Raw genomic sequence first — 14,979 nt, 5'->3', positions numbered from 1 at the left:
GAGACTATCCGATGAAACTCAACCAACAGAACCTCAATCGCCTCGCCACCGAAGTGCAACTGCCGGGTTACAACCTGAGCGACACCCGCCAAGGCATCGCCCACATTGGCGTCGGTGGCTTCCATCGTGCGCATCAGGCGTATTACACCGATGCCTTGATGAACACTGGCGAAGCGCTGGACTGGGCAATCTGTGGCGTCGGCCTGCGCCCGGAAGATCGCCGCGCCCGCGATGATCTGCGCGAGCAGGATTACCTGTTCACCCTTTTTGAACTGGGCGACAGCGATGACACCGAAGTGCGCGTCATCGGCGCGATCCGCGACATGCTGCTGGCCGAAGATGGCGCGCAAGCACTGATCGACAAACTCGCCGAACCGCAGATCCGTATCGTTTCGCTGACCATCACCGAGGGCGGTTACTGCATCGACGACAGCAACGGCGAATTCATGGCGCATCTGCCGCAGATTCAACACGACCTCGCCCAGCCCGAGGCGCCGGGCACTGTGTTCGGTTTCCTCTGCGCCGCGTTGGCCAAACGCCGCGCGGCGGGCGTTCCGGCATTTACTGTGATGTCCTGCGATAACCTGCCGCACAACGGCGCCGTCGCCCGCAAGGCGCTGCTGGCTTTCGCCGCCCTTCGTGATCCGGATCTGCGCGACTGGATCGACCAGAACGTCAGTTTCCCCAACGCCATGGTCGATCGCATCACACCAATGACCAGCACCGCGCATCGCCTGCAGCTGGCCGACAAACACGGCGTCGACGATGCCTGGCCGGTGGTCTGCGAACCGTTTGTGCAGTGGGTGCTGGAGGACAAATTCGTCAACGGCCGCCCGGCGTGGGAAAAGGTCGGCGTGCAGTTCACCGACGATGTGTCGCCGTACGAAGAGATGAAAATCAAACTGCTCAACGGCAGTCACCTGGCGCTGACGTATCTGGGCTTTCTCAAGGGTTATCGCTTCGTTCACGAGACCATGAACGATCCGCTGTTCGTGCGTTACATGCGCGCTTATATGGATCTGGATGTCACGCCGCAGTTGGCGCCGGTACCGGGCATTGATTTGAGCGAATACAAGGACACGCTGGTGGCGCGATTCTCCAATCAGGCGATTGCCGATCAGCTGGAGCGCGTGTGTTCGGATGGCTCATCGAAGTTTCCCAAGTTCACCGTGCCGACGATCAATCGGCTGATCGCCGATGGCCGCGAGACCAAACGCGCGGCACTGGTAGTCGCGGCGTGGGCGCTGTATTTGAAGGGCGTGGATGAGAATGGCGATACGTATTCGATTCCGGATCCGCGAGCGGCTTTCTGCCAAGGTCTGGTAGCGGACGATGGGCTGACCACGGAGCGGTTGCTGGGTGTTGAAGAGATTTTCGGCACAGCGATACCGAAGTCGGCGGAGTTTATTGCGGCATTCGAGTGGTGCTGCCAGAGTTTGCGCGAGGTTGGGGTTTCGCGAACTCTGGAAAAAGTTCTCGCGACCTGATCGTTCCCACGCTCTGCGTGGGAATGCAGCCCGGGACGCTCCGCGTCCCATCAAAAGCGGACGCAGAGCGTCTATTGAGGCGTTCCCACGCAGAGCATGGGAACGAGCAGCCGTGGAGTGTTCATGACAACAACAAAGCTCTTCCTGGGTATCGACTGCGGCACCCAAGGCACCAAAGCGATCATCCTCGATGCCGACAGCGGTCAGGTGCTCGGTCTGGGCGCGGCGCCGCACACGATGATCAGCGGCGCCAACGGCCGTCGCGAACAAGACGTTCAGCAGTGGCTCGACGCATTCGTCAGCGCCACCCGCCAGGCCTTGCAAGCGGCCAATGTCGACGGCCAGGCGATCCTCGGTGTCGGCGTCTCCGGCCAGCAACACGGTCTGGTCCTGCTCGATGAGCAAGGCGCAGTGCTGCGCCCGGCCAAGCTCTGGTGCGATACCGAAACCACGCCGGAAAACGAGCGCTTGCTCGCGCAACTGGGCGGCGAGGAAGGCTCGCTGGAACGCCTCGGCGTGGTCATCGCGCCGGGCTACACGGTGTCGAAACTGCTCTGGACCAAAGAGCAGCATCCCGATGTGTTCTCACGCATCGCCCGGATTCTGTTGCCCCACGACTACCTCAATTACTGGCTCACCGGCCGCGCCTGCAGCGAATACGGCGATGCCTCCGGCACCGGTTATTTCAACGTGCGCACGCGTCAGTGGGATGTGCAGATCCTGCGCGACATCGACGCCAGCGGCCGTTTGCAAGCCGCGCTGCCGGAGCTGATCGACGCGCACGCCGCCGTCGGCACTCTCCTGCCGGCAATCGCCGAGCAACTCGGCATCAACCCCAACGCGGTGGTTTCCAGCGGCGGTGGTGACAACATGATGGGCGCCATTGGTACAGGCAATATCCAGCCCGGCGCGATCACCATGAGCCTCGGTTCGTCCGGCACGGTCTACGCCTATTCGGAGGAGCCAAACGTCAGCGCCGATGCCTCGGTTGCCACGTTCTGTTCCTCCAGCGGCGGCTGGCTGCCGTTGATCTGCACCATGAACTTGACCAACGCTACCGGTGCGATTCGCGAACTGTTCAAGCTCGATCTGCCGACCTTCAACCAACTGGTCGCGCAATCGCCGATCGGTGCCGAAGGCGTGAGCATGTTGCCGTTTCTCAACGGTGAGCGCGTCCCCGCGCTGCCCCACGCCACCGGCAGCCTGCATGGCCTGACCATGGACAACCTGACCCAGGCCAATCTGTGCCGCGCCGCTGTCGAAGGCACCACCTTCGGTTTGCGCTACGGGCTGGATTTGCTCCGCCAGAATGGTTTACAAAGCCTGCGCATTTGCCTGATCGGCGGCGGCTCGAAGAGCGCGGTGTGGCGGCAGGTCGTCGCCGATATCATGAACGCTCCGGTGATCTGCACCGAGCAAAGCGAAGCCGCCGCACTGGGTGCCGCGATTCAGGCGGCCTGGTGTGCGTCGCGCTCGAACGACGATGATGTGTCCCTGGCCGAGCTGTGCGAGCGCTGCGTGAAACTCGACGCAGGCAGCGAAACCCTGCCGATCGCCGCCAATGTCGCGGCGTTCCAGCAGGCCTACGAACGCTATCAACAGCATGTCGCAACCCTATAACGAGCAAACAACTATGTACCTGGTGTGTGGCGAAGCCCTGTTTGATTTCTTCAGCGAAAACGATGCCAGTGGTCTGGCCTCGAAAGTCAATTTCAAGGCGATTGCCGGCGGCTCGCCGTTCAACGTCGCCGTCGGACTGCGCCGCTTGGGCGTGGACTCGGCGCTCTTCGGTGGGCTGTCCACCGACTACCTCGGCCGGCGTTTGCAGCAAGTCCTGCAGGACGAAGGTGTGCGCCCGGATTATCTGGTGGATATTGCCGCGCCGACCACCCTGGCGATGGTCGCGGTAGGCGCCAATGGCTCGCCGCACTACAGCTTCCGTGGCGAAGGCTGTGCCGACCGGCAACTGAGCGAGGCGCATCTGCCAACACTTGGCGACGAGGTGCGCGGCCTGCACATCGGCTCGTTTTCGCTGGTGGTACAGCCGATCGGCGACACTTTGCTTAAGCTGGTTCAGCGCGAAAGCGGCAAACGCCTGATCAGCCTCGATCCCAACGTGCGCCTCAATCCCGAGCCGAACATCGAGCTATGGCGCGAGCGCATCGCCACGCTGGTGCGCCTGGCCGATCTGATCAAAGTCAGCGACGAGGATCTGAGCCTGCTCTATCCCGAGCAGGATCCGCAAAACGTGATTGAAGGCTGGCTCGAACATCGCTGCCAGATCGTATTCCTGACGCGCGGTGGCGACGGCGCAACGGTGTTCAGTCGCGCCCATGGCTCGTGGTCGGTACCGGCCAATCAGATTCAGATCGCCGATACGGTAGGCGCCGGCGACACCTTCCAGGCCGCGCTGATCACCTGGCTGACGGAGCACTCGCTGGACTCGGTCGAAGGCGTGCAGCAGCTCAGTCGAGAGCAAATCGACGGCATGCTCAGATTTGCCGTACAAGCCGCCGCGCTGACCTGCAGCAAAACCGGTCCGGATCTGCCCTATCGTCATCAATTGAGCTGAGCGCGTAGACTGTCGGTCTTTTTGCGCACGACGGAAAACAGCTCTTGAATCACAGGCACACCCTCGCCCTTCTGACCCTGGCCACCCTGCTGAGCGGTTGCGGCACCTCGCCGCCCCGCTCGCCGGAAGACATCTGCGCAATCTTCCGCGAGAAAAGCGACTGGTACGACGCCGCGCAAGTCACCCAGAAACGCTGGGGTGTGCCGATCCAGGTGCCGTTCGCGATCATGTATCAGGAATCCGGCTATCGCTACGACGCCAAGACGCCTCGCAAATACCTGCTCTGGGTGATTCCTTGGGGCCGCGTCTCGACCGCTTCCGGTTATGCGCAAGCCAAGGATGAAGTCTGGGCCGACTACCAGAAAAGCACCGGTCGCAACTGGGCCGATCGTGAAGACTTCGACGACGCCATCGACTTCGTCGGCTGGTACATGGACAAGACCACCTCGATCAACGGTGTGTACAAATACGACGCCTATAACCAGTACCTGAACTACCACGAAGGCTGGGGCGGCTTCCGCAACAAGACCTACGCGAGCAAAGCCTGGCTACCGCCGACCGCGCGCAAGGTGCAGAACCGCTCGGATCTGTATGCGCAGCAATATGCCGGCTGCAAGGAAGACCTCAATCGCGGGTTCTGGAGCCGGTTCTGGCATTGGTTGTAGAAGCCCTTCGCGAGCAGGCTCGCTCCCACAGAACCTTAGTGAACGCCGATTTTGTGTACACCCGAGAAACCTGTGGGAGCGGGCTTGCCCGCGATGGCAATCTCTCAAACACCATCAAAGTCTATGAAAGGCCCGATTTCACTGACCCAAACCGCCCTCCTAAGGGTTTTCCCTATGGCATCACGGCCCCACACCTACGCCATTTGCGCCTTGAATGAGGCCGTCTAATCCTGCAACATCCATCACCTGCTTATTCAACGGACGGAATTCAAGGCATGCTGGACGCCAATGCAACCCACATCACCCTCTCGATCGAAGACGCCAACGCCGACCTGCAAGTCCTCAGCTTCAGCGGTCGCGAAGCCCTCAACGAACCGTTCCGTTTCGACCTCGAACTGGTCAGCGCCCGCCCCGACCTGAAGCTCGAAGAGCTGCTGCACAAGCGCGCGTGCCTGACGTTCGGCGCCACCGGAGAAGGCAAGATTCACGGCCAGGTCTATCGCATCGAGCAGGGCGACTCCGGCAAGACCCTGACCCGCTACAGCATCAGCCTGATGCCGCAACTGGCCTATCTGCAGCACAACCATGATCAGCAGATCTTCCAGCAACTGACGGTGCCGAAAATCATCGCCCAGGTGTTGGAAGATCGCGGCATTCTCTCTGACGCCTACAGCTTCCAGCTCGGCGCCGAGTACCCGGAGCGTGAGTATTGCGTGCAATACGACGAGTCCGACCTGCATTTCATCCAGCGCCTGTGCGAAGAAGAAGGCATTCACTTCCACTTCCAGCACAGCAGCAGCGGCCACAAACTGGTGTTCGGCGACGACCAGACCGTATTCCGCAAACTGAAGCCGGTCAGCTACCAGCAGGACTCCGGCATGGCGGCCGAGAAACCGGTGATCAAGCGCTTCAACCTGCGCCTGGAAACCCGCACCACCCGCGTCAGCCGCCGCGACTACGATTTCGAAAAACCCAAGCTGCTGCCCGAAGGCGCGGTCAAATCCGAATTCGCCCCGGATCTGGAAGACTACGATTACCCCGGCCGCTTCACCACCCGCGAGCGCGGCAAGTTCCTCTCAACCCGCGCGCTGGAACGCCATCGCAGCGACTACAAACTGGCCGAAGGCAAAAGTGACGAACCGACCCTCACCAGCGGCCATTTCCTCACGCTCGCCGAACACCCGCGCGCCGAATGGAACGACCTGTGGCTGCTGCTGGAAGTCTTCCACGAAGGCAAGCAACCGCAAGTGCTCGGCGAAAACGTCACCAGCGACGTCACCGATAACAAGAGCGATTTCCACCAGGGCTACCGCAACAGCTTCCTCGCCACCCCGTGGGACGCGCACTACCGCCCTGCCCTCGAACATCCGAAACCGAAAGTCCTCGGCAGCCAGACAGCCGTCGTCACGGGTCCTGCCGGTGAAGAGATTCACTGCGACCAGTACGGCCGCATCAAGGTGCAATTCCACTGGGACCGCGACGGCCAGTCCGACGATAAAACCACCTGCTGGATTCGCGTCGCCAGCGGCTGGGCAGGCAGCGCCTACGGCGGCATTGCCATCCCGCGCATCGGCATGGAAGTCCTCGTCACCTTCCTCGAAGGCGACCCTGACCAGCCCCTCGTCACCGGCTGCCTGTACCACAAGGAAAACGTCGTCCCCTACGACCTGCCCGCCAACAAGACCCGCAGCACCTTCAAAACCCTCAGCTCCCCGGGCGGCAAGGGTTACAACGAATTCCGCATCGAAGACAAGAAAGGCGCCGAACAGATCTACATCCACGCCCAGCGCGACTGGGACGAAAACATCGAACACGACCAGAAGATCCGCGTCGGCAACGAACGGCATGACAATGTTGAAGCCAATGTGCTTAGCGAGTTCAAGGTTGAAGAACACCGGATCACCCACCTGGACCGCATCAGCGAGATGCGCGCGGATGATCACCTGACAGTGGGTGTGACGCAGCATGTGAAGGTTGGGACTGGGCAGTTTGTTGAGGCCGGCAACGAAATCCATTATTACGCCGGCCAGAGAGTCGTGGTCGAAGGCGCCATGGAACTGACCGCCAAGGCTGGCGGCAGCTTCGTCAAGGTCGATGCGGGTGGCGTGACCATCAGCGGCGCTGAGGTGAAGGTCAATACCGGCGGCTCGCCCGGGGTGGGCACGCCGGCGGCGCCGTTGTTGCCGGGGCCGATGAAGGTTGTGGATGCGGATAAGGCGGGAAAAGTCCCTGTCCCGCTGCCCAAACGTCTGAATGAGTCTGGAATAACGCCGTTGTGCGGCAAGCAAAGCAACGGCGCCTGCAGCCGTAAGGATTGCACATGCATGTGAAAGCGCTCAGCGCACTCCTCGAAGCTCCACGCCATGGGTTCGTTGATTTACCGAGAGAAAGCTCTGAATCAACAGTGTGTTTCATTATTGACCCGGTTCGACAGCCTGACGCGATGAGCCGCCTTTATCGTGTTGGCGAACCGGTGGTAGATGCACAGGGCCTGTTCCTCAAAACCGCCTTCGCTGAGATCGCCGCTGACGGTCCGCTCTGGATCACCGCGCCGTGGGGCAGTCGCCTTGCGGCTGAGGCAGCAAAGCTGTGCGAGGAAAATTTCTCTGGCATTGCCATTACCACAGCTGATTCTGACAAAGCGCTCGCCCATGCGCGCTGGCTCTTGCGCGCTAATGATGGCTCTGGCGGACAAAGCCTGCTGAGCTACCACAAGCCAAGCCTGTGGGCCGCGCTGGCCTATACCGCTGGCGACAACTCCCATCAGCTGTTCGGCCCTTGGCAGCACGTATACAGCCCAGCGCCGGTTCATTTTGGGCGCAATGAAGGTCCATGGCTCAGTTGGCGCGCCGTCTCGGAAGTCGAATGGCTGGGCGATACTTCAGTGTTCAGCCTGCCGCCATCCGCGGCGAACGTTCAAGAGCATTTGGGTTGGGTTTATTGGGCAGATGAACATCACGCAGATTACGGCGAGCCGAGCGATGAGCATCTGCCCAACCTTGTGGCAAACCTCAATGTGCTGGTTGCCCACAATATTTACGAAGGCCGTCACTTGCTGAAGCTGGGGTCAATCACAAATGGCCCACTGCTTGAAACACAGCCACAGGCAATGGCCATCCTGCAATCCAGGGAAGAGTCGTTCATCAAAGTACAGCAGCTGCAGCAACTCACCACCAGCGTTGCTTGATGAACCCGTCCGTTAAGAATGAATGGAAGCGAAATGGATACTGAAATCTCAGAAGCAACAAAGGTAGATCGCGACAGCTCTGCGGCAACTGCCTCAGCCCCGTCGACACCGGTTGAAACGAAACCTGCCTTGGAGCTTGATCCTCAGCCTGTAATGCCTGCCAGTTGCCCCAACGCGTTCGACAAAGTGGAAACGGCTTGCTCGACAAGTTATGGCGAGGTGATCTACGCAACCAAGGAAAGAATGTTCTATCTGCTGCCTGAACGCGCTGCAAGCTCGATCAAAGAAGCGATGAATGAACTTGAGCAACATATCAGCGCAAGCAAGTCTCCTGAGGAACGTTTAAAGGGGATGAACACCGCGGGGTTGCTCGAGTACTTCCTCGAACCCAAGTTGTCAAACTTCCTGCAAGGTGAACAGAAAAGCCGAATGCTGGAAATCGAAGCTCAGGAGCCGGATATTGCGCAGCCAACCATGGCCATGCGCTTGAAAGCCGTGAGCCGTGACGCCCGAAATTCAGCGGCGCTGGAGAAGTTGCCGGATCAGAGTGAGTACGCACGGAACCGGGCACTGGCCGGTCAGCAACAGGCTAGCCTGCTTGAGGCCAACTCCGAGGGGCAAAAGCTGCAACGACTCTACAACGAGTGGAAGAAGCTGAAGGCTGTAGCAATAGAGCAAGCCAAGATAGCTGGCTATATCTATGAAAGTGGCAACCTGTTTTCGCCCGGTGCTCTTGAGGCTAGAACTCGTGTTCAGACCTATCTGAAAGCCCGTGCGGCACTCACAGCCAGCGGCAAGCTGACTACTCTCAAAGAAGAAGATTTCAAGAAGAACAAGAAGGCGTATCTGGACGCCACAAACTGTGTGATCGATGGCAAGGCCCGGATGTGCGGTTATTTGAACGATGTGGCCAACGAACGCAAAAAAATCGAAAAAGACTTTGCTGCCTATATCGATTCGATTTTGAAAGTCGCCGACTATGGCTTGGCACTTCCTGAGTTTGCCCTCATTCCTGACACAGGCGAAATCAGCGCAGGTATCGAGAAATTCAAATCATATCTCGAGATGGAACAGCGGCAGGTCAAACTGGCTGAACAAATCCGCACCAAATACAAAGCCTGGATTGACGCCAGCGGCCAAAACGTAGCGGCACCAGCGGGCATCGTGCAGGCTGAAAAAACCGAGTGGCAGCGCATTCAACAAGATCGCATGAAGCTTCGCGATGATGCAGAAGCCGCTGTAGCCGCAGCCCTACCACTGCGCCATCTGTTGTGGGAGCCAGAGCAATTTCAGCCGAAACCGGAAGAGCGCCTGGTCAAGGCTGGCTTTCCGTTGCGCGAAGTGGCGCTTTTCAATAGCCCCAACAGTCCGGTCAAGCATTTGAGTCTGCTTAATCTGGAAGGCATTGAAAAAGCCTTGAAAAAAGACGTAAGCGCGCTCGGTGCTACTGCAAGCAAAGACCTGCAGAAACTTCCCGGCAACAGCAATGGGAAAGCGCAAACTGACACAGACGATAACCCTTTCCATGAATGGCTACGCCTCGAAGGCGCGATGGCCATCAAGGATCAGGAAAGCAACTGGTTCGATGAAAAAGGCTGGTTCGATGTAGAACTCTTCCATTCCTATCTCAAGTCGAAAAAACTGACAGTGGATACTATTGAGGACGCAGGCGCCCGCAAAGACTGGGGGCTGCGCCTTCGGCAGCTGCTGTTCAAAGAAGAAGTTCGAAGTTCGTTGCGCCTGTTCGATAACAGTCCTCAAGCACAATTGGTTCGTTGCCTCACGCCACCACAGTCCTCCATCCACACTGGAACCAAGATCACTGGTCCGAGCTTCAGCGTCACCGATAACTTCAAGGCCTCTGCCAAAGCCGAAGCCAGCCTTGGGATTGACTTGGCACGCGGTGAAGTTGAGTTGATGAAGATGGATCTGCCGGGTAAAGATCAAGCAAAAGACATCCTGATCCCGTACCTGGATTACGAGAAAAACCGCAAAAACCTGAATCTCGGCAGGTTTTCGATCCATTTGGGCGCTAGAGCGTGGGGCTACACAGGCGCTACCCTCCTCCTCTCCTCCAGCGTGCAGTTGGGACGTGCAAACGTACAAGGCGGCCTCAATCTTCCGGAAATCACCGATGCAAAACGTCCGGAGACCACCAATGCCGTAGCAACTACAACTAGAAGCGAACCTGTTCTGGCGGGCGACGCCGCGAAAGTACGGGTTGAAGATGGGGCTAAAGCCCAATTCAATCTCTTTGCAGGAGTTCAGGCTGGGATTCTGCTGACAGGCGCCTTGAACTGGGCTCCGCCGAAAGATATCGCTGTGTTGCGCACCGCCCCTTCGCCCGGCATGGCGAACACCGTCAACAACGCGAAAGCTAGCCAATGGGCGAGCCTGGCCAGACTCACAGCAGGCTTTACTGCCGCGTATGGGCTGGGTACTACGGCAGATATTGGGATCTCCTTGCATGAAGGCCGCTTCATCATGCGGTTCAAGGCTTCCGTCATCGTCGGCGCTGGCGTCGGCGGCGAATTTCAATTTGAAGTAGGCTATGACGGTGTTACTGACTTGATTAACTTGCTGCGACGGGAAATGCATAAAAATCAGGATAAATCGCTAATTTTTGTGACGGACGAAGCCGCCGACTACATCGACAAACTAAACTTTCTTGGCGCTGCCGGGATGGAAGTGGCGATGACTTACATGCAAGGCGTTGATATGGTGATGTCGTTATATGAGGCGTTAACCGGGGGCGGCAGAGGAGCAATTATCGCTCATACGATTATGAATTATCATAATCAAGCTGAGTTAGACCAATGGATCTTGGCAGCGACTCCAGGTGCGCTTGGCCCAATGTTGATGACATTGATTTCCGCGCCGGAGAAATTCAAGATTTCGGAATATGGAGCGCCTAGTGCAAGCTCTAAAGCCACAGAAAAGTCTTATACAAAGGACCAGTGTCAACTGCTTCAGCAGCAGGCTGTTGAGCGCATACTAGGATTGATTGTCCGCCAAGCGGAAAAGCAAGGAACAATAACCCTTGCCCAAGCACAATTTGAAGAAGCATGCATGAGCATGAATCGGTTCGGAACCAAAGCCGCAGACGAAGCAGAACAGCTATATTGCGAGAATCGACTGCATATGGACAATTTCATGTCAGAAGCAATTCTGCGACTGCACGACGATGCGAACGACGAAATGCGTGCCCGGTATAAAGCGCACGTGAACCTTTTAGGCGCGAACCTAGATGGCTTTTGTCACAGAACCCGATACTACGGACAAACTTTTGTTCCTGGCGGAAAAGCAAAATATGTCCCTCCAGCTAAATACATCAAGGGATAGAAAAAATGTCGCGCACATTTATATATATAGCAACCGCAATTGCAACCCTCTTATCAAACAATGTACTTGCCGAGCTTACACCAACTCAGCTGGCCGCAAAAACTCGTGGGATAATGCTTTTCAATCAATACAAACCAGCAGAACTGGAACTTCGCATAGCAGCCGAAGCGGGCGATGCGGAAGCACAATTCTATTTAGCTGACGAGCTTCGTCAAAAAAAACAAGGAATGACTGTCGAAGCGCAAAAATGGTACGAGGCATCAGCATCACAGGGTGATTATTATGCGATGTTTAAACTCGCCACCGTATCGGAAGACCTGTGCTCGGTTGTCAACCAATGTCCTGCTAGTAGTAAAAAACCAAGTGACTGGCTAGATTTATTGATAAAAACTGCTACGCCTCGCGCTTTGGGTGGCGACGGCGAAGCGATGGCTGTGCTTTACAACGCGACTGCAGAGTTGGATTGGTTGCAGAAATCAGCAGCGGCTGGATATGCGCCGTCACAGTGGTTGCTCGCTAATCGTTACGCCGAGGGGGAAGGCACATTTTTGCTACCTTGGAAAAGAAAGAGTGCCGAGGAGGAGTTGCTAAAGGCTGCTTCGGAAGGAGGTTACCCTCCTGCAATGATCGAATATATTTCGATTCTTTCCCAGCGAAATGATCTGGCAGGTGTTCGGCATTGGTGGGAAGAAGCGGCGAAAACCGGTTATCAAAATGCTGTCGCAACCTATGGTGCATATCTTTCCCACACGCCCGACAAAGTTGGCTACCCCGTCGATTTGATCAAGGGCTACGCACTGGTCTCTTTGCTTAAAGAATTGGATGGCGGTGGAAACGTTCAAGTCTATGTGGAAGGGAAGCTTCCTAAAATTGCTGCAAAAATGACATCGAACCAGATTGAGGAAGCGGAAAAATATGCAATTGAGTGGAAGGCCACCCACCCGCCCCTTTCTTTCTTTCCAAGGAAATTAGGTTTTTAATTAGTAATGAAGCAGAATGCAAGAAATAACCGGTACGAGGCTAATCTTCCCGAATTAGAACAATCGACAGCCTTGTCGTTCGCGCTCTGCCGTATCGTTTTCAAAAGTTTCACAAAGACCGATATACCAGCTAAACAACTGCAACCGAGAAACAACTTAGCATTTACACTACCAAAAGTGATCACCACTACGCTTATTTTATTAACGTTAGCGTCGCCCCAGTCACTGGCGCTTACGAACGAACAGTCTCAGGCAAAAATCAAGGGCATTGAACTATACAATCAAAACAAGGCCATCTCCGCAACTGAAACATTACAAATAGCAGCCGAAGGCGGTGATGATGAAGCACTTTACTATCTAGGAGAATCAATAAGAAAAAACAACAGATATATGACCCAAGAAGCGCAAAAGGCTTACGAGGAGTCAGCAAAGAAAGGCAATATTTATTCTATGATTCGGCTCGGCGGCGCGGATCAAGATTTGTGCGTAACTATGAATAATTGTTCTTACTCTGAGCAATCGCCTAAAGATTGGATGAACAAAGCCAAAACCCTTGCTACAGATCAGGCATCTCATGGTGACGCTGAGTCGATGTACCTACTATGGGAGATAACAGGAAACGATGAATGGCTTGAAAAGTCCGCAGAAAAAGGTTTTGCATTAGCGCAATTTCGTTTAGCGACCAAGTATCAAGAGGGGGGAGGCATGTTCCTACTACCCTCTAGCAGATCAGATGAAATCGAAAAATGGATGAAAGCCGCTGCAGAGAATGGTTATCCACCAGCCATGATGGGATTTGCCGCTACCAGGATTGAAAAAGCCGATTTGTCATCATTTAGAAAATGGAATGAAAAAGCTGCAGCCTCAGGCTATGCATCTGCAGTTTTTGGTTACGCGTCATATATTGGCGAAGCTGAACCAAAATACGGATTCGAATCAGACCCGGTAAAGTCATACGCACTATTGTCGAATCTACTGGAGCTTGATGGTGGTGGAAACGTAATAAACAACGTTAACGACGTATTGCCGGAAGTAGAAAAAAAGCTGTCAAAAGAGCAACTAGAAAAAGCAAAAGAACTCGCAAAAACGTGGAAGGCCACTCACCCACCGCTCTCGTTTTTTCCAGATAAGTTAGGGTACTGAAATTTAGCAGTACAGCCTTATCATTAATTTTTTTCAAGCACGTCAAAGCCCGTACCCTAATGATTCATATCGCAAACGACAAAATGCCCGAGACAAGGGAAAAGCAACCGTAAATAACTCAGCTCATGTTCACATCGGTTAACTCGGCCTTAACGCCACAGTCAGAGACTCCATATCACCGCACAGCCTCAGCCCTCCCCCGCTGACGCCCACGGCAGGCTCGTCCGGCTTCGTGCCGGGCGCCTATCCGTTACGCTGGAGTCCTCTCATGAACATTCGTCCCTTCCTGCTCACCGCCACCCTCGCCTGCTGCTCATACGCCGCACTGGCCCAAGCCAACGACACCTCCGCCACATCGAATCAAACATCCTACCAATACGGCATGCCACTACACGTGGCAAAGGTGCTTTCGCTAACCGAGCCGCCGACCTCGGAATGCAAAGTCATCACCGCCGACATGAAATACATCGACAACACCGGCAAGCCCGCACAAATCAGCTACAGGAAATTATCTGACGCTTGCAGTCAACAGAACTGACAGACGCTTCTGATTTTCCGGTTGGCCATAGGCGTGGGGTGGTTTCGGCGGGTATGCTCGGGGCCTTCCCTACTGCCGCAAGGATTGGCCATGCAGTTGTCGTTCCGCACGTTGTCGAGCTTCACTTCAATCCTGTGTTTTCTGCTGGCGCTGGTCTGGGGATTTTTTCCAGAGGTGTTGCTGGCGATCTGGAGTATTGGCTATTCGGAAGGCACTGGCGTAGTCGCAAGGCGCAGCGCGGTGCTGTTTGCGGCGTTGGCGGTGATGTTTTGTTTGCTGCGCAATGCTCCGCCGTCAGTGGCACGCAGTGCACTGAGCAATGGTTTTATCGTCGGCTGTTTCGGTTTGGCGGCGTTGGGTTTTGGCGAATGGCTCAATGGTCATGCCGGCCCCGGGATCTTGCTCGCGGTGCTGGTCGAGTTCGCGCTGGGCCTGGGTTTCGTGCAGGCCCGGCGCGTGACGGTCGAACTGGGTGAAACGGTGGGTTAAACGGCTCGAGAACGAGCGCTGGTTTGATGTGTCGTGGTTTGTTGCGCGAGGTCGGAACGCAGACCAGCGACCAGGTTGTTGATTTCACGGCAGCTGTTCAGGCGGCTGGCGTCGATTCCACTGACGTAGAGATCGGCTTGGTCGGTCCGATGGTCGCCAAACACTTTGACGGACATCGACAAGTCGGGTGACAGCGTGCACTGGCAGCGTTTCGGCAAGAAGCTGCTTTCAATGATATTGCGTAATTCCAAGGCAGATAAAAACATGGCGAACCCTCTCCTTTCTGTGCGATTGCCAATCAAGTATTCACGCTGACCCTTTGCTGCGCCTTCACGGGTGTGCCCCCGCTGTTTCCTTGGTGCAGCAAGTGGTGGTACTGCGAAATGCCCATTGGAGTGTAGGCGCCCAAATCCGGTGCGCCTCACCAAAAGAACGCATAAAACGTGCCTTTGATCGGTTCGTTTTGCTCCCTTCAAAATCAAGCACTTGGAAATGTGGCCAGTATCCTGCTATTTGCAAATTGCATGAATGGACCACCCGTCCCCTGCAATCTGCAATCTCCGGGCAAATTTGCTT

At 56.1% G+C, this 14,979-nt stretch carries 12 protein-coding genes; 11 read left to right on the top strand and 1 reads right to left on the bottom strand.

The genetic code is table 11. The features are described from left to right. The first annotated feature begins 11 nt into the window (after window positions 1-11). The 11 genes from BXA01_RS01300 to BXA01_RS01250 all read left to right on the top strand — a co-directional run bounded on the left by BXA01_RS01300 (window position 12) and on the right by BXA01_RS01250 (window position 14,403). Window positions 12-1,487 carry a mannitol dehydrogenase family protein gene (locus BXA01_RS01300; RefSeq protein ID WP_076562723.1) on the top strand — a complete coding sequence of 492 codons (1,476 nt, stop codon included), beginning with the start codon at window positions 12-14 and terminating at the stop codon, window positions 1,485-1,487. A gap of 123 nt (window positions 1,488-1,610) precedes the next feature. Continuing rightward, on the top strand, window positions 1,611-3,107 hold the full coding sequence (gene xylB / locus BXA01_RS01295) for a xylulokinase (RefSeq protein WP_076562721.1): 1,497 nt from the start codon (window positions 1,611-1,613) through the stop codon (window positions 3,105-3,107). A 13-nt stretch (window positions 3,108-3,120) separates the two neighbouring features. Continuing rightward, a complete protein-coding gene (locus BXA01_RS01290) occupies window positions 3,121-4,059 on the top strand; it encodes a carbohydrate kinase family protein (RefSeq protein WP_076562719.1) in 939 nt (312 codons plus the stop codon). 44 nt (window positions 4,060-4,103) lie between these two features. Then, on the top strand, window positions 4,104-4,724 hold the full coding sequence (locus BXA01_RS01285) for a transglycosylase SLT domain-containing protein (protein ID WP_076562717.1): 621 nt from the start codon (window positions 4,104-4,106) through the stop codon (window positions 4,722-4,724). A 275-nt stretch (window positions 4,725-4,999) separates the two neighbouring features. Further along, entirely contained in the window at window positions 5,000-7,054 is a 2,055-nt protein-coding gene (locus tag BXA01_RS01280) for a type VI secretion system Vgr family protein (RefSeq protein WP_076562715.1), read from the top strand. After that, window positions 7,045-7,911, top strand: a complete 867-nt coding sequence (locus tag BXA01_RS01275; RefSeq protein WP_076562713.1) for a DUF4123 domain-containing protein — start codon at window positions 7,045-7,047, stop codon at window positions 7,909-7,911. The genes BXA01_RS01280 and BXA01_RS01275 overlap by 10 nt, the downstream gene beginning before the upstream one ends. A gap of 33 nt (window positions 7,912-7,944) precedes the next feature. Further along, entirely contained in the window at window positions 7,945-11,253 is a 3,309-nt protein-coding gene (locus BXA01_RS01270) for a hypothetical protein (protein WP_076562711.1), read from the top strand. A 5-nt stretch (window positions 11,254-11,258) separates the two neighbouring features. Further along, complete coding sequence (locus BXA01_RS01265) at window positions 11,259-12,233, top strand: tetratricopeptide repeat protein (protein ID WP_083957527.1); 975 nt, start codon at window positions 11,259-11,261, stop codon at window positions 12,231-12,233. 6 nt (window positions 12,234-12,239) lie between these two features. After that, window positions 12,240-13,376, top strand: coding sequence for a tetratricopeptide repeat protein (locus tag BXA01_RS01260; protein WP_231991004.1), 1,137 nt, complete (start codon window positions 12,240-12,242; stop codon window positions 13,374-13,376). A 268-nt stretch (window positions 13,377-13,644) separates the two neighbouring features. Further along, a complete protein-coding gene (locus BXA01_RS01255) occupies window positions 13,645-13,914 on the top strand; it encodes a DUF2790 domain-containing protein (RefSeq protein WP_076562709.1) in 270 nt (89 codons plus the stop codon). Window positions 13,915-14,004: 90 nt separating this feature from the next. Next, the gene (locus BXA01_RS01250; RefSeq protein ID WP_076562707.1) at window positions 14,005-14,403 is read left to right on the top strand and encodes a hypothetical protein; all 399 of its coding nucleotides are present in this window, start codon (window positions 14,005-14,007) and stop codon (window positions 14,401-14,403) included. Here BXA01_RS01250 and BXA01_RS01245 read toward each other — a convergent pair. Continuing rightward, on the bottom strand, window positions 14,400-14,669 hold the full coding sequence (locus tag BXA01_RS01245) for a DUF1652 domain-containing protein (RefSeq protein WP_016774885.1): 270 nt from the start codon (window positions 14,667-14,669) through the stop codon (window positions 14,400-14,402). The genes BXA01_RS01250 and BXA01_RS01245 overlap by 4 nt on opposite strands. Between the last annotated feature and the right edge of the window lie 310 nt (window positions 14,670-14,979).

Source organism: Pseudomonas sp. B10 (assembly GCF_900156235.1).
Classification (GTDB): domain Bacteria; phylum Pseudomonadota; class Gammaproteobacteria; order Pseudomonadales; family Pseudomonadaceae; genus Aquipseudomonas; species Aquipseudomonas siliginis.
Note: the sequence above shows the minus strand (reverse complement) of the source record. Positions and strands in the feature narration are given on the sequence as shown.

Excerpts from the sequence above, each read along its gene's own strand:
- BXA01_RS01300 (WP_076562723.1), top strand. The coding sequence starts at position 12 with ATGAAACTCAACCAACAGAACCTCAATCGCCTCGCCACCGAAGTGCAA.
- xylB (WP_076562721.1), top strand. The coding sequence starts at position 1,611 with ATGACAACAACAAAGCTCTTCCTGGGTATCGACTGCGGCACCCAAGGC.
- BXA01_RS01290 (WP_076562719.1), top strand. The coding sequence starts at position 3,121 with ATGTACCTGGTGTGTGGCGAAGCCCTGTTTGATTTCTTCAGCGAAAAC.
- BXA01_RS01280 (WP_076562715.1), top strand. The coding sequence starts at position 5,000 with ATGCTGGACGCCAATGCAACCCACATCACCCTCTCGATCGAAGACGCC.
- BXA01_RS01275 (WP_076562713.1), top strand. The coding sequence starts at position 7,045 with ATGCATGTGAAAGCGCTCAGCGCACTCCTCGAAGCTCCACGCCATGGG.
- BXA01_RS01270 (WP_076562711.1), top strand. The coding sequence starts at position 7,945 with ATGGATACTGAAATCTCAGAAGCAACAAAGGTAGATCGCGACAGCTCT.
- BXA01_RS01265 (WP_083957527.1), top strand. The coding sequence starts at position 11,259 with ATGTCGCGCACATTTATATATATAGCAACCGCAATTGCAACCCTCTTA.
- BXA01_RS01260 (WP_231991004.1), top strand. The coding sequence starts at position 12,240 with ATGAAGCAGAATGCAAGAAATAACCGGTACGAGGCTAATCTTCCCGAA.
- BXA01_RS01255 (WP_076562709.1), top strand. The coding sequence starts at position 13,645 with ATGAACATTCGTCCCTTCCTGCTCACCGCCACCCTCGCCTGCTGCTCA.
- BXA01_RS01250 (WP_076562707.1), top strand. The coding sequence starts at position 14,005 with ATGCAGTTGTCGTTCCGCACGTTGTCGAGCTTCACTTCAATCCTGTGT.
- BXA01_RS01245 (WP_016774885.1), bottom strand. The coding sequence starts at position 14,669 with ATGTTTTTATCTGCCTTGGAATTACGCAATATCATTGAAAGCAGCTTC.